A 19,338-nucleotide genomic window follows, 5' to 3' on the forward strand; every position below is an offset into this window, starting at 1 on the left:
CACAACCATGCTCGGCGCCGTTACCTCTTTGAGCGTAAAGCTCGTACAGCGATACCTACCCTCTCCCTTCGTTTTCGCCATTCTTCTCAGTCTCATCGTGCTGGCCGCCAGCATGCTCGTCACCGGTCAGGGTCTGCCGGCCATGGCGAAGCACTGGGGCACAGGATTCTGGAATCTGCTCACCTTCGCCATGCAGATGGCGCTGATTCTCGTCACCGGCCACGCACTTGCCAGCGCCCCGGCCATTCACCGCCTGCTCGCTGGCCTGGCCCGCATCGCGCGTACCCCTGGCCGGGCCATCGTGCTGGTCACGTTGGTGGGCCTGGCCGGTTCCTGGATCAACTGGGGCTTCGGTCTGGTGATCGGCGCAGTCTTCGCCCGTGCGCTGGCCCGGGAGGTCAAAGGCGTCGACTATCCGCTGCTGGTGGCCGCGGCTTATTCCGGCTTCCTCATCTGGCACGGCGGCCTGTCCGGCTCGGTTCCGCTGTCGCTCGCGACCGGTGGCGCGGACCTGGAGCGTATGACCGGCGGCGTGATCACCGGCGCCATCGGCGTAGGCGATACGCTGTTCACCACGCTGAACCTGACCATCATCGCGCTGCTGGTCATTGGTCTGCCGATCCTCAACTGGGCCATGCATCCCAAGCAGCCGAAAGTCGCCGATCCCGCGCTGCTGCTGGAGCCGGAACATCAGCCGCTGCCGCGCGAGACGCTGGCCCAGCGCCTGGACGACAGCCGCATCCTCAACCTGATCATCGTCGCCCTGGGTGCGGTGTACTTCATCTACTACTTCGCCGAGAACGGCTTCGCCCTGACGCTCAATATCGTCATCGGCCTGTTCCTGTTCATCGGCCTGCTGCTGCACGGCTCGCCCGAGCGCTACATGCGTGCAGTGCAAGACGGTATTGGCGGGATCAGCGGCATCGTCATCCAGTTTCCCTTCTACGCGGGAATCATGGGCATGATGGTCGGCGCCAACGCCGAGGGCCTGTCGCTGGGCAAGCAGATCACCGAGTCGTTCATCGCCTCGTCGTCGGCCGATACCTTTCCGGTACTAGCCTTCCTGAGCGCCGGCCTGGTCAACGTCTTCGTACCGTCCGGTGGCGGCCAGTGGGCCGTGCAAGGTCCGATCATGCTGCCAGCCGGCCAAGCGCTTGGCGTGACGCCGGCGGTGACGGCCATGGCCATCGCCTGGGGTGATGCCTGGACCAACATGATTCAGCCGTTCTGGGCGCTGCCAATCCTCGGCATTGTCGGCCTCGGCGCGCGCGACATCATGGGTTATTGCCTGTTGATCCTGGTGTACTCGGGCCTGGTTATATCCGGCTGCTTTTATTTCCTCGGCTGACAAAAAAGGGCAGGCGCCGCAATGGCCCTGCCCTTCATCCTTGATGCAACCCGCACGGTGCGAACCACTCCGCTCAGAGTGAGTAACGCCGTTTCGATACGCGCGATCAAAGCCAGCCTGCTGGCGATCCAGCCCGAGCGCGCCGCCCTCGACATCGTCGCCACCGTTACCGACGAAGTTCATCAGCAGCCACGGTGGGCTGAAGCGGAACGCCGCCCAGTCCACCCTACCGGACTGTCCAAATCAGAACGGCCAGCGCGATTAACCCCTCTGCGTCGTGCTCCGCGCGACCGCCCGCCGCAGTGCCCACCGGCGACCACAATGCAGAGGCTCTAGTACCACCGTTTCGCTTGTTTTCTCTACATATCCACTCGTCTGAACGGAGTTAGCGCCTAGTTCACCTCCGAAACTTTTTGTTTCAGACTTGAGTCGCAGTAACAGACAGAGCTAAGCATCCGTGCAGTGAAAGGAACTAGGCCTGCTGCGGCGCCGCCTTCATGGCCGCCGGCAACGATGGAAATCGAGCGCCCCGAGCATGTTTTGCCGGGACGTAGCGATGCACGACGCGACCCCCGTTCTGATTTCCGGGACGGCAATGGATGTTCAGGGAAGTAAAGGACGATGCTCTTCAACTCCGCGGTATTTATCGCCGGGTTTCTTCCGGTGGTACTTCTTGGTTTCATCCTTCTTGCGGGCAGTGGTAGACAACGCCTTGTAGCCGTCTGGCTGACGCTGGCATCGCTGGTGTTTTACGGCTGGTGGAACCCGGCTTACGTGCCGCTGTTGATCAGCAGTATGGTGGTTAACTACCTGGTCGGCGGCGCTCTGATGCGTCGACCGTCGCGCACATTGCTGGTGCTGGGCGTCGCCGCCAACGTGGCGTTGCTCGGCTATTACAAGTACACCGGTTTTCTATTCGCTACGCTCGACGATGCCTTCGGCCTGGGCTGGTCGGTGGGCGACATCATCCTGCCCTTGGCGATTTCCTTTTTTACCTTCCAGCAGATCGCTTATCTGGTCGATGCTCATGATGGCGAAGTGAGCGAGCACGACTTCGTCAATTACTGCCTGTTCATCACATTCTTTCCGCAGTTAATCGCTGGCCCGATCACCCACCACAGCGAAATGCTCAAGCAGTTCAAGGATCGCGACACCTTTCGCCCGCGGCTGGACAACATGTCCCTGGGGTTGACGGTGTTCCTGCTCGGCTTGTTCAAGAAGGTGATCATCGCCGACCCGCTGGGCGCCAAGGCCTCGCCGATCTTCGCCATCGCTGCCGATGGCACCGTACCAGCGCTCTACGACGCCTGGTTTGGCGCACTCACTTACACGCTGCAGATCTATTTCGACTTCTCCGGTTATAGCGACATGGCCATCGGCCTCGGACTGCTGTTCGGCCTGCGCTTGCCGATGAATTTCAACAGCCCGTTCAAGGCGCACAACCTTATCGACTACTGGTCGCGCTGGCATATGACGCTGACGCGCTTTCTCACCGCCTACATCTACAACCCCATCGTCATGCGCATCACGCGCTCGCGCATGGCGGCGGGCAAACCGCTGCCACGCCGGGGCAAGATGAGCCTTGGCACCTTTGTCGTGCTGCTCGCCTACCCCACCGTGCTGACCATGTTCATTTCCGGCGTCTGGCATGGCGCGGGCTGGCAGTTCGTGGTGTTCGGCCTGCTGCATGGCTTTTATCTGGCGGTCACCCATGGTTTCCGGGCCTACAAGGCACGCCGAGGGCTGCCGCTCGACAGCGACAAGCTCTTGCATCACTGCGGCGCCGTGCTGCTGACCTTTCTCTGCGTGGTCGTGGCGATGGTGTTCTTCCGCGCCGAGAGCGTTTCGGCGGCGATGGCGATACTGTCGGGCATGGTCGGCTTGAGCGAACTGAGTACCAAGTTCGACAAGTCGGACTATCTCACCGTCGCGCTGCTGCTCGCCTTCGTCTGGCTGATGCCCAACGTGCAGCAGTGGATGGCGCGCTTCCGCATCGCCCTGAACGCGCAGCCGAGCGAAAGCTTGCTGCTGCGCTGGCTACCGATTACCTCATGGAATCCGACTCCGGTAATCGGCGTCGCCATCGGCGTGCTGGGGTTCCTCGCCCTTGCCGTGGCGTTCTCCGTCGCCCCTACCGAGTTTCTCTACTTCCAGTTCTGAGCAATCCCGTTCCAACCCTCGAAGGAGTTAATGGCTAATGGATCAGCTTCTCTGGCTAGCCGAACATCCAGACCTGAGCGCAGCCATCGGCGAGGCCAAGCGTCAGACCGACCCACTCACACGCCTCGCAGCGGCTGCGCGGCTCTCGGGGTATCGGCGGGACTTCACCCAAACCGCACGCCTGGATCGGCTGGCAACCGACGGGCTACGCGCCATGATCCGTGGCGAGGCAACGGTGTCGGGGCTGCGCCCACTGCGCATCGCCCTGCTCTCCTCACACACGGTGGATCATCTGGTGCCAGCAATCCGCGTGGCCGGGCTGCAACGGCGGCTGGCACTTTCTGTTCACGTCGCGCCTTATGGCATGTACCGCCAGGCGCTGCTGATGGACGATCCGGAACTGGCCGACTTTGCCCCGCAGCTGATCATCCTGGCGCTGGACGCCCGTGACGCGCCGCTGCAGCTGCCGCTGGAGGCTTCGCAAGCGGAAGTCGATGCAGCGGTGGCCGAGCGCACCGAAGAACTGCGGCTGCTCTGGCGCCGCGCCCGTGAGCGCCATGCCGCCCAGGTGGTGCAGCAAACCATCGTGCCGGCCGACCCGCCGATCTTCGGCTCGTTCGAGGCATTGGTGCCTGCCGCGCCCTATGCCGTGATCGATCGACTGAATGCGGCCATCCGCAGCGCTGCCCGCGAAGACGGCGTGCTGCTGATGGATCTCGCCTGGGAAGCGGCGCGTGGCAGCTACGGCGACGGCCTGGCCGAACCGCTGCGCTGGCACCAGGCCAAGCAACTGGTCAGCCCGAACCTGGCACCTTTATATGGTGATCAACTGACACGCATCGCCGCCGCAAGCCTCGGCCTGTCGCGCAAATGCCTGGTGCTGGATCTGGACAACACGCTATGGGGCGGCGTGATCGGTGATGATGGGGTCGACGGGATTCATCTCGGCCAAGGCTCGCCCAGCGGTGAAGCATTCCTCGCTTTTCAGCGCTACGCGGCGCTGCTGGCCCGCCGCGGCGTCATCCTCGCGGTGTGCAGCAAGAACGATCCGAGCGTCGCCGAAGCGGCGTTCGAGCATCCGGAAATGGCGCTCAAGCGCAGCGATATCGCCGCCTTCGTCGCGAATTGGGACGACAAGGCAGGCAACCTGCGCCGCATCGCCTCAATGCTGGATATCGGTCTGGACAGCCTGGTCTTCGTCGATGACAACCCGGCCGAGCGCGACATCGTGCGCCGTGAGCTACCCGAAGTCGCTGTCCCGGAGTTGCCCGAGGATGTAGCCGACTATCCAGCGCGTGTCGCGGCGGCCGGCTACTTCGAGGCGGTTTCCTTTACCTCGGACGATGCCAGCCGTGGTCGCAACTATGCATTGAATGCCGAGCGCAAAGCGGCCTTGAGCCAGGCCACCGACATGGAAGGCTACTTGCGCGGCCTGGAGATGGTGCTGACCGCGACGCCGATCGGCGCCGCCGAGCTCGCCCGCAGCACGCAACTAATCAACAAGACCAACCAGTTCAACCTCACCACGCGCCGCTACGGCGAAGCGGAAGTCGACCGCATTGCCAGCGATCCACGCTCGGTGGCGCTGGCGATCCGCTTGGCCGACAAGTTCGGCGACAACGGCCTGATCAGCGTCGTGCTGGCCAGACCGGATGCGGCGATCGCCGACGATGAGTTGCTGATCGACAGCTGGCTGATGAGCTGTCGCGTACTGGGTCGGCAGGTCGAAGAAGCCGTGCTCGAGGTGCTCGCCAGGGCGGCCAGCGCCGCGGGCTATGACGCATTGATCGGCGAATACCGTCCTACCGAACGCAACGGCATGGTCGCCGAACACTTTCCCCGGCTGGGCTTCGTCCAACATCCGGCCCCGGCGGACGCCGCCAGCGAGGCCACTTTCTGGCGCTACGAACTCACATCCACCCGCACGCCCCGCCACTTCATCGAGGTAAAGGCATGACCGAAGCAGAGGTAATAAAAGCACTCACCCCGGTTTTTCATGACGTGTTCGACGACGACAGCATCGTCCTTTCGCCGGAGATGACCGCCAACGACATCGAGGGCTGGGACAGCCAGACCCATGTCATGCTCACGGTCGCGGCGGAACAACGCTTCGGCATCAAGTTCCGCACGGCGGAGCTGGAGTCGCTGCGCAACGTCGGCCACTTCGCGCAGGTCATCGGCGCCAAGCTTGAAGGAAAATAGGCTATGTCCCATACCGCAGACATTCCCCAGGACGGGAGCACCGCAGCCAGCACGGCCAGCGCACCGGGACAGGTGAGTTCGCGGTATCTGCTGTCGCTGTTCGCCGGCCTGTTCGGCGCCCTGACGCTGTTCTGCCTGAGCCTGCTGGGCCTGGACAGAACCGGCAACCTGCCACCGCCAGCGTTCTCCAACAACCTGTGCATTGACGAGAAACTCAGCTTTCTGCGGAACAACCCGATTCGTTCACCCAATCTGCTGATCATCGGCTCATCAGTGGCCTGGCGGCATGTGGATGGCAATGTCCTGACCAAGGCGATGCCGGAAACACGCCCCATGAACGGCGCCTTCTGCGGCCTGTTCGCCAACCAGTCGGTGTATGTCGGGCATTGGTTGCTCGATCGTGAGCCGAGTATCCGCAGCGTGGTGATGATCGCCGATCCGCAGGATTTTGCAGGCTGCTGGAAGGTCCCGACCGCGGTGTTCAACCGTGAGCACGTCGACCCTTACGTTTATGAAGGCGCATCGCACTGGGGCTATTACATGCGCTATTTCGCGCCCAAATCCCTCGCGCGCAATGCCCTGACGGTAAAGGCTCAACGCGCGGGACAAATCGAATGGGACCCGCTGGTGTTCAACCGCTTCGGCGATGGACCGCTGGTCACCAGCAACACCCGCCATTTGATGTATGGCCGCCCGGATGCGCTGGATGACAATTGCTTCGATGCGCTGCGCGAAATGAGCGCACGGCTGCAACGCGAAAACCGCAGCCTGATGGTCGTTTCCACCCCGTTGCATCCGCAGTGGAAAGAACAGTACGACCCGGACGGCACTTTCTTAGCCGATTTCGACAAGCGTGTCGCCGAAGCGCTGGGTAGCACTGGCGGCACCTACTGGAACGCCGACAAGGACTGGCGCACGCCGGTGAATTCGTTCGTCGATGCGGTGCACCTGCGCTGGTCCGCCGCGCAGGAATTTTCCGTTGCGTTGGCCGAGCAGATGCGCAGGGTTCCGGCAAAACCGTAGGGCCAGACTTGTTCGGCCACCGCAACTCCGTGACCGAATGAATTCGGCCCTACAGGAACGGAACCCGACACGGCCGAATCGTGCTTAACGCGACGCGGGCATCACGCGACCACGACATTCGCCAAAACCGATCGATGGATAACCCTCGCGGCGACAACGCGCCTTGAGGATGATCTCGTCGCCGTCTTCGAGGAATGTTCGCGTCTCGCCACCAGGCAGCTCCAGCGCCTGTTTGCCGCCCTGGGTGATTTCCAGCAGGCTGCCAAGGCTGTCGGCGCTCGCGCCGGATAGGGTGCCGGAGCCGAACAAATCGCCCGGTTGCAGGCTGCAACCATTGACGCTGTGATGCGCAACCATCTGCGCCACGGTCCAGTACATGTTCGTCGTGCTGCTCAAGGCGATGCGTTGCGCCGGCAGGCCCTGCTCGCGCATGGCTTCGGTCAGCAGCAAGACTTCCAGTTCGATATCCAGCGCGCCCTGCTGCTGATCCTGTTCGTCGTACAGATACGGCAGCGGTTGCGGATCGCCTTCGGGGCGCGCCGGCTGGGCGCAGCGGAAGGGTTCCAGCGCTTCCGGCGTCACCACCCAGGGCGACACGCTGGTGGCGAAGCTCTTGGACAGGAACGGCCCCAGCGGTTGGTATTCCCATGCCTGCAGATCGCGCGCGGACCAGTCGTTCAGCAGGCAGAAGCCCGCGACATGGCTGCCCGCCTCACCAATGGCAATCGCCTCGCCGCGCGCGTTGCCTTCGCCGACCCAGATACCCAGCTCCAGCTCATAATCCAGCCGCTTGCTCGGGCCGAAGCTCGGCTCACTGGCGCCCGGCGGCAGGGTCTGGCCGTTGGGACGCTTCACCGTCGCGCCTGAGACGTCGATGGTCGACGCGCGACCGTGATAACCGATAGGCACGTATTTGTAGTTGGGCAGCAGCGGATTGTCCGGACGGAACAGCTTGCCGACGTTGTTGGCGTGGTGGATGCCGACGTAGAAATCCGTGTAGTCGCCCACTTTGGCCGGCACGTGCAGTTGGCAGCGAGTCATCGGCTGCAGCAGCGATTCACCCATGTTTTGCAAACGCTCGCGTTGTGCGCTGCCTTCACTGAGCAGGTCCTGCAACGCCCCGCGCAATACCTTGCGGGCTGACGCACCAAGTGCAAAAAAAGCATTGAGGCTGCCACCGCTGGCCGCTTTCGCCACGTCCAGCGCCTGGCCGTCGAACAGACCGGCGTCGCAGGCAGCGCCCAGATCAAGGATGAAATCACCGATGGCGACGCCACCACGTGGCTCGCCGCCGTCACGGCTGAACACGCCCAGCGGCAGGTTGGCGAGGGGGAAGTCCGAAAGGCCGTTGGCCGACTCGACCCAGCTGCGAAGTTCTGTTTGTGCGGTCATGTCATCTCTCATTCTTGTCGAAGGTCTTGGCCAGGCCGGCCCAGCAGCTATCGTAGTCGCTCTGCAGCTGCGGGCTTTCCAGCGCCTGGCGTGTGGGACGAAGCACCTGGCCGGTCTCGAACATGAAGGCCATGGTGTTCTCGATCTTGTGCGGTTTGAGTTCGGCCTTGATCGCCTGTTCAGTCGAAATCTGATCCGGCCCGTGCGCGCTCATGCAGTTGTGCAGCGAGGCGCCGCCAGGCGAGAAACCATCGGCCTTGGCATCGTAGGCACCGTCGATCAAACCCATGAATTCGTTCATCAGGTTGCGGTGGAACCACGGCGGACGGAAGGTGCTTTCCGCCACCATCCAGCGCGGCGGGAAGATCACGAAGTCGATGTTGGCCATGCCGTGGATGGCACTTGGCGAGGTCAGCACGGTGAAGATCGACGGATCAGGGTGGTCGAAGCTGACCGTGCCGATGGTGTTGAAACGGCGCAGGTCGTATTTGTAAGGCACGTTGTTGCCATGCCAGGCGACCACGTCCAGCGGTGAGTGATCCAGCTCGGTCGACCAGAGCTCGCCGAGGAATTTCTGCACCAGCTGCACCGGCTCGTCGCGTTCCTCGAAATGCGCGACCGGCGCGAGAAAGTCGCGCGGATTGGCCAGGCCATTGCTGCCGATCGGCCCGAGGTCCGGCAGACGCAACGCGCAGCCGTGATTCTCGCAAACGTAGCCGCGTGCGGTCGCTTCCAGCAGCTCGACACGGAATCGCATTCCGCGCGGGATCACCACGATCTCCAGCGGCGCGACATCCAACACGCCAAGCTCGGTGACCAGCTTCAGCGCGCCCTGCTGCGGCACGATCAGCAGCTCGCCGTCGGCATCGAAGAACACCCGTTCCATCGACTGGTTCGCCGCGTAGCGGTAGATGCTCGCCCCAGCCGGCTGGCTGGGTTCGGCGTTGGCCGTTATGCACATCAGCCCATCGAGGAAATCGGTCGCGGTCTCGGGGAAAGGCTCAGGACTCCAACGCAACCGGTTAGGCGTGACCGGCCCCAGCTCGCTGCCGATTTGCCGGTCCAGACGCTGGAACTGACCGTGATTGGCCGAAGGACGGATGCGGTATAGCCAGGTCCGCCGCGCTTCGCTGCGCGGCACGGTAAATGCGGTGCCTGAGAACAGTTCGGTATAGAGCCCGTACGGCACGTTCTGCGGCGAGTTCTGACCGACCGGCAGCGCACCGGGCAAGGCCTCGCTGCTGAACTCGTTGCCGAAACCGGACAGGTATCGAGAGGTTTCTTGTTGTGATTGCATAGCCGTCTCTCTTTTTAGCGTAATGCGTTTACGCAAAAAGTAATTTGAACTCACTTGGGCGTCAAGCTATAAACAGCGCCTTCCAGGCAGCCAGCAAAAACAGGCGATTGAATTCATGGCAGATAACAACGCAGACACGGCGCCCCGCCGACAGAAAGTGCAGGCCGCCGAAGTGGGCACGGACATCCTCACGGCACTGGCCGAACTGGCCCCGGCGACATCCCTGTCGCGCCTGGCCGAACACGTCGGCATGCCAGCCAGCAAGGTCCACCGTTATCTGCAGGCTCTGATGGCCAGCGGGTTCGCCGAGCAGGATCCGCTGACCAACCATTATGGTCTGGGCCGCGCCGCCCTGTTCGTCGGCCTGGCGGCGCTGGGTCGGCTGGATGTGGTCAAGCTGGCAACGCCACACCTCGCGCAACTACGCGACGAGCTCAACGAAACCTGCTTTCTCGCCGTATGGGGCAACCGTGGCCCGGCCGTCGTGCATGTCGAGCAGGCGGTGCGGGCCGTCACGCTGGTGACGCAGGTGGGTTCCGTGCTGCCGTTGCTGGGTTCGTCTACCGGGCTGGTGTTCAACGCCTTCATGCCGAACGCGGAAACTGCCGAGCTGCGCGAAGAGGAACTGCAACGGCCGTCGGCGCCCTCCTCCGCAGCGCTAGCCACGACCATGAAAGAACTGCAGCGCACCCACATTCAACACGTGCACGGTCTGCTGATGGCCGGCGTCAATGCACTCTCTGCGCCGCTATTCAATGGCAATCAGCAATTGGCGGGCGTCATCACGATCGTCGGCGCCGAGCCCGGTTTCATGGCCGATGTGGATGGCGAAGCCGCGCGGCAGTTGCTGAAGGTGGCTCGTGCAATCAGCGAGCGGATGGGTGCTTCTTTTTGATTTGATGTCCGTCCTTCACGCCTCCGGCTGCTCGGCCAAGGCTAGGCGGAAGGCCTGAGCGACCGGCCCGAGCGCCTCATCGAGGCGGTGCGCCAGATAGGCTTCATATTGCACTTGGCTGCCTCGGCCGAGATCCGAAAGGCCAACGCGCACCAACCGGCCCGCATCGAGGTCGTCCTGTACCTGCCAGGCCGGCAGCCGGCCCCAGCCGAGGCCTGCGCGAATAAGCGCGAACTTTGCTTCCTGAGTATTCACCCGGCAGGTATACGGCGAGAGAACGCCGAACGTTCTGCCTTCCGATAGCGGCGTGGGGTCGGATAGCACGATTTGCTGATGGTCAGCGAGATCCGGCAACCCGAGCGGCTTTCCGTTATTTATCTGGGCTAGCGGGTGATCGGCATGCACCACGGCAATCAGCTGAACCGAGCCGATCGCTTCCAGCGCAATTCTCGGGTTGCGAAAATCCTCGCCTACAACGATAGCGAGCGTGCAGCGCTTTTCTTCTAGTGCCGCGAGTGGCCCTCCCAGCGCTTGGGACTCCAGGCGGAAGCTGATCGAGGGATACTGCGTACGCACCTGGGTCATCGCCTGCGCCGCCGCAGCGAGCGGAAACAGGGTATCCACCACCAGCGACAATTCGAGTTCGACCCCCTCGCCCAGCGAGCGCGCCCGCGCCCGCATGGCATCAGCCCTGAGAAGAAGATCGCGAGCATTGGCCAGCAAGGCTTGCCCTTCCGGCGTCAGTACGGGCCGATAGCCGGAACGGTCGAACAGTTGCAGACCCAGTTCAGCTTCCAGATTGGCGATCGTATGGCTGACCGCCGACTGCACACGCAGCAAACGCGCGGCGCCGGAGCGGAAGCTTCCGCTGTCGACCACGGTAACAAAAGTGCGAATCTGATCCAGCGTCAACCCATTCAGCATGATCTTTCCTGCAGATCAAGTTGTTCGTTTTTTTATCACTCTTGCAGAACGTTTGGAATGGATAGGCTTATCCCGTCCACAAACGCTAGGCGGGTGACTGACATGACAAAAGTACTGGTGCTCTATTACTCCTCTTACGGCCATATCGAAGCGCTTGCCCAAGCGGTCGCCGAAGGCGCTCGTCAGGCTGGCGCCTTGGCGGTGATCAAGCGGGTGCCCGAACTGGTGCCCGAGCAGGTTGCTGAAAGGGCCGGCTACAAGCTGAACCAACCCGCCAGCGTGGCCACCGTGTCGGAGCTGCCGGATTACGATGCCATCGTGATCGGCACGCCGACACGCTTCGGCAACATGGCATCGCAAATGAAGAACTTTTTCGATCAGTGCGGTGGGTTGTGGTTCGAGGACAAACTGGTCGGCAAAGCGGGTAGCGTATTCACCTCGACGGGGAGCCAGCACGGCGGTCAGGAGAGCACACTTCTAGCGACGCACACGGTGCTGCTCCATCTGGGCATGATCGTGGTTGGGCTGCCTTATAGCTTCAAAGGGCAACTGCGAATGGACGCGATTAGCGGAGGTACGCCATACGGCGCCTCGACGCTTGCTGATGACGGCAACGGCGGCAGTCGCCTACCGAGCGACAACGAGTTGGACGGGGCTCGTTTTCAGGGTTGGCATGTTGCACGAGTGGCTGCGGCGCTCGCGGCGTCTCCCATCGGTGTGCCGCAGTGAACACCGGAGCCTCCAGCGCACGGCCCCGCGCAATTGTCTGGCTGATCCTCGGTTGTGGAGTCGTTGCGGCGTTGCAAGTAGGCAAGGCCGCCATCGCGACGCCAATGCTGCAGGCGGACCTGCATCTGAGCCTCGGCCAGGCCGGATGGCTTACCGGCATATTCGCTGTCCTGGGACTTCTCGGCGGCGCACCGGCCGGCGCCTTGGTGGCCACTGCCGGTGATCGAAGCATGTTGCTGTTGGGGCTGGTGGTGATGGCCTTTGCCAGCGTGGTTGGGGCTATCGCACCCTCATACCCCGTTCTCTTGGCCTCCCGGCTTTTTGAGGGGCTCGGCTTTCTCCTCATCACCGTTGCCGGGCCGGCGATCATGCAACGTCTCACGGCCGGTTCGCAGCGCGATATGGCGTTTTCGCTATGGAGCTGTTTCATGCCGTGCGGGATGGCGATCGCGATGCTGACCGGGCCCCTGTTCCATACGTGGCAGTCGTTCTGGTGGTCGAGCGCGGGACTCGCAGCGGTTGCGGCGCTGGTGGTGGCTTGTTGCGTACCGCGCGGCGCAGCGCCCGGTAGCCAGCCTCTGCGACGCATGGTTGGAGACATTCGCCGCTTGCTGTCCTCCAGCGGCACCCCTTTGCTGGCCGTCTGTTTTGCGCTCTACAGCCTGATGTTCTTCGCGTTGTTCAGCTTCTTGCCGGTCTTGTTGATGGAGCGCATGGGCATCTCCCACCATAGCGCCGGGCTGATAACCGCGTTGGCGAGCGCCATCAACATCAGCGGTAATCTTGCTGCCGGCTACCTGATGGCGCGTGGGGCCGGCCGCGCTTCGCTCATGATCGTTGCGAGCAGCGTCATGGGCGCAGCCGGGCTGGGCATATTTCTCGGCCTGTTTCCGGCATTACCGACGTTCATCTTGTGCCTCGTTTTCTCAGCGGTTGGCGGACTGGTCCCGGCGACGTTGTTGGCTAGCGCACCGCTGCTCTCGCCTAACGCGGCGCTCGTGCCGATTGCCATTGGCTTGATCATGCAGGGGAGCAATCTTGGACAATTGCTCGGTCCGGTGGCCGTAGGTAGCGCAACCACAGCATTTGGCTGGGGAGCGGCTGGCGCGGTGGTAGTGGTTTCGGCAATAGCGGCCTGTGCAATCGCGGGTGTTTTGCGTCCTGCTTTCCAACGCAGCGCGTCATTCAGACAACGGCCGCCGAATGCACCCAGCGGTAAACCTGTAATTTGAAGGCCGTCTCCCGCTGCCCGCTTTATCACTCGGCCGGTTTCGATTGATGTTCGATCACGCTTATCTGGCCATCGACCTCCAGGACGGCGTAGCGCACCTCGGCGATGTCGTTGATGCCGTGCTTGCGCAGATTTGCCGAAACTTCCTCCTCGGTCAGCTTTTCCTTGCGTAGGTTTTTCCGTAACAACTGCCCGTTGTGAATCAGCAAGGTCGGCGAATCCTGGGTGACGTTTCGTAGGCGCGGGAGGTAGAACTCGGCGAGGTTGAACAGGTAATCCCAGATCACGATCACCAAACCCATCAACAGAAGATCACCCAGTGACATGGCGTCCCCACGAATGCCGTCGGCCGCCAGGCTGCCGATGATCACCAGCGCGATCATATCGTTGGGAGACAGGCTGCCCGAATGACGTTTGGGCGCCAGGCGCAGCACGACTGCCAGCAGCAGGTAGACCGCCGACCCGCGCAGGGCTATTTCCCAAAGCGAGGTCTCGATTCCGAGGTTTTCAAGCATGTCAGGTTCCAGAGCGGGCCGATGTCTGCATCAGACCAGACGACACGACCAATCGCGTCCGCACCGCTGGCCGCTTATCCGAAACAGCTATGCTCGTCACCGGAACGACAACGCCTGGTCCAGCAAGCAAATCGGAGACGTCATGAAGCAACTCAGACAACGAGCCATCGAAGGCCTTGCAGTGGGTGATGAGTTCGTCGTGACCCGCACATTCACAACGGATGAAATTCGGCAGTTCGCGCACCTGTCGCGGGACTACAATCCGGTCCATCTCGACGAACCTTACGCCCGTCTGCGCAACTTCAAGGCTCCGGTTTCCCATGGTTTGCTGACCGCCAGCCTGCTCACCGAAATCGGCGGGCAGATCGGGTGGCTGGCCTCCGGCATGACGTTCCGTTTCAGGCGGCCTGTCTATGCCGACGAAGCCCTCTCCTGCCGCTGGAGCATCACGGAAATCGACGATCGCGGCCGGGCCACGGCGGTAATCACCATCACCAACCCTGACGGCGTAACAGTCCTCGAGGCGCAAACCACCGGTGTCCTACCGGGCGACGCGGAGCGGGCTCGCCTCGCTGAGATGGTTGCCGAAGGCGACCCAACCAACGGAGCGGCCTAAAGAAAACCGCGGGCCAGAGCCGCTGCGACGCTGGACTGCGGGCGGCTTGCTAGACCGCTCATCGGCCCCCCGATATTTGTCCAAACCGCTCATCGAGGTTGATGGCTTTTGCCATTGTTGCAGCGTCCAGGCGGAGCCAATATCCAGGGACCAATAACAAGAAACCCAGGAGCCAGACATGCGCGACTATGCCACTGCGGCCAGCGAGTTCGATTATGACCAGACGGTCGCCGCGATTCTTTCTGGTGATCTCTCGGCCATGAATGCCTGTGTCGAGTGCTGCGACCGCCACGCAGACTCGGACAAGGTAGCCCTCGTCTGGGAAGGCCGCGACGGCCAGCGCGCCACCTGGACCTTCGCGCAGCTCAAGGAAGCCGCCGCCCGCTTCGCCAATCTGCTGGACAGCCACGGTATCAAGCCGGGCGATACCGTCGCAGGTCTGCTGCCGCGCACGCCGGAATTGCTGATCACCATTCTTGGTACCTGGCGCGTCGGCGCTATTTACCAGCCGCTATTCACTGCTTTCGGCCCCAAAGCAGTCGAGCATCGGATCAAAGAATCCGGCGCAAAAATGGTGGTCACCGACGCGACCAACAGCGAGAAGCTGGACGCCATCGAAGCGGCGCCGCGCCGGCTTGTGGTGGGAAACGGCGCCGATGATTTCTGGACCCAGGTGAATCGTCAGTCGCCCGAGTTCGAGCCGGTGCTGCTGGACGCCGAAGCGCCCTTTCTCGCGATGTTCACCTCCGGCACCACGGGGCCTGCGAAGCAGCTGCATGTGCCGCTCAAGGCCATCGTGGCATTCGTCACCTACATGCGGGACGCAGTCGACCTTCGGCCTGAAGACAACTTCTGGAACATCGCTGATCCAGGCTGGGCGTACGGCCTTTATTACGCCGTCACGGGCCCGCTTGCCATGGGCCACAGCACGCTGTTCTATGAAGGCGGGTTCACCGTAGACAGCACGTGCCGCGTGGTCCGCGAATACGGCATCACCAACATGGCCGGCTCCCCTACAGCATTCCGCTTGCTACTGGCGGCCCGCAACGAGGTGGAAGCGCAGATCAAGGGCCGTCTGCGTGCCGTAAGCAGTGCCGGCGAACCACTCACGCCGGAGGTCATCCGCTGGTTCAGCAGCGGCCTCGGTTGCACCATCCATGATCACTATGGCCAGACCGAACTCGGCATGGTGTTGTGCAATCACCATGCATTGAGTCACCCGGTCAGCATCGGAACGGCGGGCTACGCCATGCCCGGACACCGCGTCGTGGTGCTGGATGACCAGCAACGCGAACTGGAGCCAGGCACGCCCGGTATGCTGGCGCTGGACCGTCGCCGCTCGCCGTTGCTCTGGTTCTCAGGCTATGTGGGCACCAAAACCAAAGCCTTCGTCGGCGATTACTACCTGAGCGGCGACACCGTCGAGCTGAACGATGACGGCAGCATCAGCTTCGTGGGCCGTGCCGATGACGTGATCACCACATCCGGCTATCGCGTCGGCCCCTTCGATGTGGAGAGCGCCCTGGTCGAGCATTCGGCGGTGATCGAGGCGGCGGTCATCGGCAAACCCGATCCGGAGCGCACCGAACTGGTGAAGGCGTTCGTGGTGCTGCATGCCGGCCACGAGGGCGACGCCGCGTTGGCCGAACAGCTGCAGCAACACGTACGTCAACGTCTGTCCGCCCACGCCTACCCGCGCGAGATCGAGTTCGTCGATGAGCTGCCCAAAACCCCGAGCGGCAAGATCCAGCGATTCCTTCTCCGTGATCGGGAAAAATCTGCGCAGCCATCAACGGCGGTAACCAGCTGAAGCTAAAGCCGGCCATCGTGGCGTCACGGTGACGAGCAGCCGGCTAAACGCGCTCCCCTTCGAACAGCTGCTCCGGCTGGCAACACGCTTTTCACTCGCCCGTACGCATACAACCCGGCATGGCCGCATCGGGCGAGCGGTATTCATTGCAAGGAACCATGCATGACCGTTTCGACCGAAGATCGCTACGTGCCGACCGAGCACGGCGACGTGTTCACCCGCCGTTGGTGCACAAGCCACTCGCGCAAGATACCCATCGTCTTGCTGCACGACTCGCTCGGTTGCGTTGAGCTGTGGCGCGACTTTCCCGAGCGGCTCGCGGCGGCCACCGCACGCGACGTCATCGCTTACGACCGCCTGGGCTTCGGCCGTTCCGCACCGCATCCGGGCGACTGGTCGAACCGCTTCATTCGCGACGAGGCCGAGCGTTTTTTCCCACCGGTATGGCAGGCGCTGGACATCGAGCACTTCATCGTCTTCGGCCACAGCGTGGGCGGCGCCATGGCGGCCAGCATCGCGGCGCGCTACCCGCAACAATGCCGCGCCTTGATCACCGAGTCGGCGCAAGCCTTCGTCGAGCAGCGGACCCTGGACGGCATCCACCAGGCTCAGGCCGCCTTTGCCGAGCCCGGTCAGATGGACCGGCTGAGCAAATATCACGGCGACAAGGCCGCATGGGTGCTCTCGGCCTGGATCGACACCTGGCTGTCCGAGACCTACGCCGGCTGGACACTGGAAGAAACCGCGCCGAGCATCGCCTGCCCGCTGCTGGCCATTCATGGTCTCGAAGACGAATACGGCTCCGAAACGCACCCACAACGCATCGTCGAGCTAGGGCGCGGCCCCGCGCAGAAATTGCTGGTCGATAATTGCCATCACGTCCCGCACCGCGAGCAGCCGGAAGTTGTCGTCGAGGCGGTTGTTCGGTTTCTTCAAGCTGAATGAAAAAAGGCCCGCCAATGGCGGGCAAGAGCACGCAGCAGCAATGCGTTCAACCGGGGCAATAAAGACCGCAGCTACAGGATCGAGAACGGAAAGTTGAATATCAGGCGATTCTCGTCGAGGTCTCGGGCGTTAATCTCGGAGCGAAAGCTTGAGTTACGCCACTTTATGTTGAGGTTTTTCGCCGGGCCGCTCTGGATTGTATAAGCCAGCTCAGTATCGCGACCCCACTCCTCGCCGTCTTCGGTATCGGCTGTTCTGATGTTGTCGCCGCTGATGTAGCGATTCATCAAGGTCAGGCCAGGGATGCCCAATGCAGCGAAGTTGTAGTCGTGACGCAGCTGCCAGGAACGCTCGCCGGCATTGTCGTAGCTGTTGTTGAAGCTGTCGTTGGCCACCGAGCCGCCGTTTGTGCCGTTGACGCGCATCCACGCGTCGCCGCTGACCTTCTGCAAGCCGACGTAGAAGGTGTTGCCGGCAGCCTTCAGGCCGAACAGGCCGGAATAAGTTTTGTTGTCCAACTCGCCGGCACGGGCGCTGCCATCTTCGTCACCCTGGAAATAGCCGAGGTTGGCGGTCAGGGACAAGTCTGTGCCCAGCGGATGGGTGTGCAGCAGCTGTACGTACTGCTGCTCGTACACATCCTTCAACTCAGCGGTCCACAGGCCCACGGTGGTGCGTTTGTCATTGAAGGCGTATTCGCCACCGATGTAGTTGAAGCGGTCTGATACGCCACCGTCAAAGCTCATGTCTTCCGTGCTCGCGTCGTCGCGCACGCTGTTCTGGCGGAACTGGCCGGCAGAGAGCATCAGCCCATCGAACTCGCGCGAGGTGATCATGCCGCCCTGAAAGGTCTGCGGCAGCGAGCGACCATCGTCCGAACGCAGGATCGGCAACACTGGCATCATTTCGCCAACTCTCAGCTCGGTATTCGAGATTTTGGCCTTGGCAGCTACGCCCAGGCGACCATAGTCGTCGACCGGGCGGCCGTTACTGTCGCGCGGCAACAGGGCGGTACCGGTAGTACCGCGACCGCCGTCGAGCTTGACCGCTAAACCGGCAATCAGGTCGACGCCAAAGCCGACCGGGCCGGGTGTGTAACCGGATTGGGCGTTTAGGAAGAAGCTTTGGGTCCACTCCTCGGCCTTGGTGCGAGTAATGGAATCGTCGCGGAATTCACGGCCGATGTAGAAGTTGCGCGCGTTCACGGTGATCTTGGCGTCTTCGACGAATCCCTCGGCACCGGCGGTCAGCGGGACGAGAGCGGCGATGAACGCGGCGAGCAGAGTGGGTGCGAGGAAACATTTTGCTTGGGTGGTGTGGTGATTCATTGTTGTTATTTTCCTTTTTCAAGGTTGAGGGCTCCCCGCCGCCGTTGCGGATGTCGAAAGCGAGGGGGAGTAGTGCTGCCGCGCTGGCGGCAAACAGGTCAGTGGTGCTCAATCAGCCACAGCACTGATCAAGCCTTGCTGTTGTCGATTCCCACCACTGAATGGAATCGAGCAACCATCGCGTTTAAGCCAACGCCGTCTTATTGAGCCAAGAGCAACAGCCCTGAGACGAAGGCAAACAGGAGTACGAAGCGGCGCAGACGGACATCATCGATAACATTCCGTGCCCAGTGGCTAGCCGCCAAGCCCAACGCAAGCGGCGGTAACAACCACAACAGGGGCGGAAACTGCTCGACATGCAGATGGTTTCCTGCCGCGAGCACTGCCAGGGAAATCACTTCACCTATCAGGAAGCAGAGGGCTACGGACCCGCGGAGGGTAGCCACTGGCGAATGTTGGTAAACCAATGCCAATGGGGGACCACCAATACCTGTGGCCGTCTCGGTGATACCCGTTATGAGCCCGGTGGAAACGAACGCGCAACGACCCGGTACGAAGACCGGTGCCATCCAAGTGGCAAGACAAGCCGCAATCGTCGACAAGCCGATCAGCACATTGAGCTGGGACAACGGTAGCCAGAAGAGCACCCATATCCCGCCGAACGTGCCGAACACCCGGCCCAAGGTAATCCACGAACTGCCCCGCAGATCGATAGCGTGACGCTCACGCCACGCAACGATGGCGTTGAGCGGCAGCATCAAGGCCAACAAGGTGATGGGCAGCAATGTTGGCTCTAACAGCCCCATCACCGGCGCCACGATCAAGGCAAATCCCATACCTGTCGTGCCCTGAACGAGAGCACCTGCGGCGACGGCGACTGCGATGAAGAAAAACGATTCGATCGGCATGGCTGGATCCGTGCA

Annotated in this window: 17 protein-coding genes; 11 read left to right on the plus strand and 6 right to left on the minus strand. The window is 62.2% G+C overall.

The genetic code is table 11. The annotated features are described in order from the left end of the window. The first annotated feature begins 7 nt into the window (after positions 1–7). The 5 genes from NA645_RS13670 (at position 8) to NA645_RS13690 (ending at position 6,733) form a co-directional block, all read left to right on the plus strand. Positions 8–1,348, plus strand: a complete 1,341-nt coding sequence (locus tag NA645_RS13670; RefSeq protein WP_256049320.1) for a short-chain fatty acid transporter — start codon at positions 8–10, stop codon at positions 1,346–1,348. A gap of 621 nt (positions 1,349–1,969) precedes the next feature. Further along, positions 1,970–3,508 carry an MBOAT family O-acyltransferase gene (locus NA645_RS13675; protein WP_256049321.1) on the plus strand — a complete coding sequence of 513 codons (1,539 nt, stop codon included), beginning with the start codon at positions 1,970–1,972 and terminating at the stop codon, positions 3,506–3,508. Between the two features lie 37 nt (positions 3,509–3,545). After that, on the plus strand, positions 3,546–5,465 hold the full coding sequence (locus NA645_RS13680) for an HAD-IIIC family phosphatase (protein WP_256049322.1): 1,920 nt from the start codon (positions 3,546–3,548) through the stop codon (positions 5,463–5,465). Then, positions 5,462–5,710, plus strand: a complete 249-nt coding sequence (locus NA645_RS13685; protein WP_256049323.1) for an acyl carrier protein — start codon at positions 5,462–5,464, stop codon at positions 5,708–5,710. Before NA645_RS13680 ends, NA645_RS13685 begins: the two co-directional genes overlap by 4 nt. Positions 5,711–5,713: 3 nt before the next feature. After that, entirely contained in the window at positions 5,714–6,733 is a 1,020-nt protein-coding gene (locus NA645_RS13690; protein WP_256049324.1) for a hypothetical protein, read from the plus strand. An 84-nt stretch (positions 6,734–6,817) separates the two neighbouring features. Here the strand turns inward: NA645_RS13690 and fahA are convergent, their stop codons facing one another. After that, the gene (gene fahA / locus NA645_RS13695; protein WP_256049325.1) at positions 6,818–8,125 is read right to left on the minus strand and encodes a fumarylacetoacetase; all 1,308 of its coding nucleotides are present in this window, start codon (positions 8,123–8,125) and stop codon (positions 6,818–6,820) included. Position 8,126: 1 nt separating this feature from the next. After that, positions 8,127–9,422 carry a homogentisate 1,2-dioxygenase gene (gene hmgA, locus NA645_RS13700; RefSeq protein WP_256049326.1) on the minus strand — a complete coding sequence of 432 codons (1,296 nt, stop codon included), beginning with the start codon at positions 9,420–9,422 and terminating at the stop codon, positions 8,127–8,129. Between the two features lie 115 nt (positions 9,423–9,537). Between hmgA and NA645_RS13705 the strand changes: the two genes are divergently transcribed. Next, positions 9,538–10,317 carry an IclR family transcriptional regulator gene (locus tag NA645_RS13705; protein WP_256049327.1) on the plus strand — a complete coding sequence of 260 codons (780 nt, stop codon included), beginning with the start codon at positions 9,538–9,540 and terminating at the stop codon, positions 10,315–10,317. A gap of 15 nt (positions 10,318–10,332) precedes the next feature. On the opposite strand, the gene NA645_RS13710 is transcribed toward NA645_RS13705, so the two are convergent. Next, positions 10,333–11,241, minus strand: a complete 909-nt coding sequence (locus NA645_RS13710; protein ID WP_256049328.1) for a LysR family transcriptional regulator — start codon at positions 11,239–11,241, stop codon at positions 10,333–10,335. A 102-nt stretch (positions 11,242–11,343) separates the two neighbouring features. On the opposite strand from NA645_RS13710, the gene wrbA reads away from it, so the two are divergent. Beyond that, positions 11,344–11,970, plus strand: a complete 627-nt coding sequence (gene wrbA, locus NA645_RS13715; RefSeq protein ID WP_256049329.1) for an NAD(P)H:quinone oxidoreductase — start codon at positions 11,344–11,346, stop codon at positions 11,968–11,970. Next, entirely contained in the window at positions 11,967–13,202 is a 1,236-nt protein-coding gene (locus NA645_RS13720; RefSeq protein ID WP_256049330.1) for a CynX/NimT family MFS transporter, read from the plus strand. The genes wrbA and NA645_RS13720 overlap by 4 nt, the downstream gene beginning before the upstream one ends. A gap of 25 nt (positions 13,203–13,227) precedes the next feature. On the opposite strand, the gene NA645_RS13725 is transcribed toward NA645_RS13720, so the two are convergent. Next, the gene (locus tag NA645_RS13725; protein ID WP_256049331.1) at positions 13,228–13,716 is read right to left on the minus strand and encodes a DUF421 domain-containing protein; all 489 of its coding nucleotides are present in this window, start codon (positions 13,714–13,716) and stop codon (positions 13,228–13,230) included. 142 nt (positions 13,717–13,858) lie between these two features. Between NA645_RS13725 and NA645_RS13730 the strand changes: the two genes are divergently transcribed. The 3 genes from NA645_RS13730 to NA645_RS13740 all read left to right on the plus strand — a co-directional run bounded on the left by NA645_RS13730 (position 13,859) and on the right by NA645_RS13740 (position 17,087). Beyond that, positions 13,859–14,332, plus strand: coding sequence for a MaoC family dehydratase (locus NA645_RS13730; protein ID WP_256049332.1), 474 nt, complete (start codon positions 13,859–13,861; stop codon positions 14,330–14,332). Between the two features lie 178 nt (positions 14,333–14,510). Continuing rightward, complete coding sequence (locus tag NA645_RS13735; RefSeq protein WP_256049333.1) at positions 14,511–16,142, plus strand: acyl-CoA synthetase; 1,632 nt, start codon at positions 14,511–14,513, stop codon at positions 16,140–16,142. A 162-nt stretch (positions 16,143–16,304) separates the two neighbouring features. Further along, the gene (locus NA645_RS13740; RefSeq protein WP_256049334.1) at positions 16,305–17,087 is read left to right on the plus strand and encodes an alpha/beta fold hydrolase; all 783 of its coding nucleotides are present in this window, start codon (positions 16,305–16,307) and stop codon (positions 17,085–17,087) included. Between the two features lie 71 nt (positions 17,088–17,158). Here NA645_RS13740 and NA645_RS13745 read toward each other — a convergent pair whose 3' ends face one another. Together NA645_RS13745 and NA645_RS13750 are read right to left on the minus strand one after the other, a co-directional pair. Continuing rightward, positions 17,159–18,415, minus strand: coding sequence for an OprD family porin (locus NA645_RS13745; protein WP_256049335.1), 1,257 nt, complete (start codon positions 18,413–18,415; stop codon positions 17,159–17,161). A gap of 200 nt (positions 18,416–18,615) precedes the next feature. After that, positions 18,616–19,323, minus strand: coding sequence for a sulfite exporter TauE/SafE family protein (locus NA645_RS13750; RefSeq protein WP_256049336.1), 708 nt, complete (start codon positions 19,321–19,323; stop codon positions 18,616–18,618). Positions 19,324–19,338 lie beyond the last annotated feature (15 nt).

It is taken from the genome of Stutzerimonas stutzeri, assembly GCF_024448955.1.
In the GTDB taxonomy this organism is placed as follows: Bacteria; Pseudomonadota; Gammaproteobacteria; order Pseudomonadales; family Pseudomonadaceae; genus Stutzerimonas; species Stutzerimonas stutzeri_AQ.

Coding starts and splice junctions, on each gene's coding strand:
- NA645_RS13750 (WP_256049336.1), bottom strand. CDS start 19,323: ATGCCGATCGAATCGTTTTTCTTCATCGCAGTCGCCGTCGCCGCAGGT.
- NA645_RS13705 (WP_256049327.1), top strand. CDS start 9,538: ATGGCAGATAACAACGCAGACACGGCGCCCCGCCGACAGAAAGTGCAG.
- NA645_RS13745 (WP_256049335.1), bottom strand. CDS start 18,415: ATGAATCACCACACCACCCAAGCAAAATGTTTCCTCGCACCCACTCTG.
- NA645_RS13690 (WP_256049324.1), top strand. CDS start 5,714: ATGTCCCATACCGCAGACATTCCCCAGGACGGGAGCACCGCAGCCAGC.
- hmgA (WP_256049326.1), bottom strand. CDS start 9,422: ATGCAATCACAACAAGAAACCTCTCGATACCTGTCCGGTTTCGGCAAC.
- NA645_RS13685 (WP_256049323.1), top strand. CDS start 5,462: ATGACCGAAGCAGAGGTAATAAAAGCACTCACCCCGGTTTTTCATGAC.
- NA645_RS13675 (WP_256049321.1), top strand. CDS start 1,970: ATGCTCTTCAACTCCGCGGTATTTATCGCCGGGTTTCTTCCGGTGGTA.
- fahA (WP_256049325.1), bottom strand. CDS start 8,125: ATGACCGCACAAACAGAACTTCGCAGCTGGGTCGAGTCGGCCAACGGC.
- NA645_RS13710 (WP_256049328.1), bottom strand. CDS start 11,241: ATGCTGAATGGGTTGACGCTGGATCAGATTCGCACTTTTGTTACCGTG.
- NA645_RS13740 (WP_256049334.1), top strand. CDS start 16,305: ATGACCGTTTCGACCGAAGATCGCTACGTGCCGACCGAGCACGGCGAC.
- NA645_RS13735 (WP_256049333.1), top strand. CDS start 14,511: ATGCGCGACTATGCCACTGCGGCCAGCGAGTTCGATTATGACCAGACG.
- NA645_RS13730 (WP_256049332.1), top strand. CDS start 13,859: ATGAAGCAACTCAGACAACGAGCCATCGAAGGCCTTGCAGTGGGTGAT.
- NA645_RS13680 (WP_256049322.1), top strand. CDS start 3,546: ATGGATCAGCTTCTCTGGCTAGCCGAACATCCAGACCTGAGCGCAGCC.
- NA645_RS13670 (WP_256049320.1), top strand. CDS start 8: ATGCTCGGCGCCGTTACCTCTTTGAGCGTAAAGCTCGTACAGCGATAC.
- NA645_RS13725 (WP_256049331.1), bottom strand. CDS start 13,716: ATGCTTGAAAACCTCGGAATCGAGACCTCGCTTTGGGAAATAGCCCTG.
- wrbA (WP_256049329.1), top strand. CDS start 11,344: ATGACAAAAGTACTGGTGCTCTATTACTCCTCTTACGGCCATATCGAA.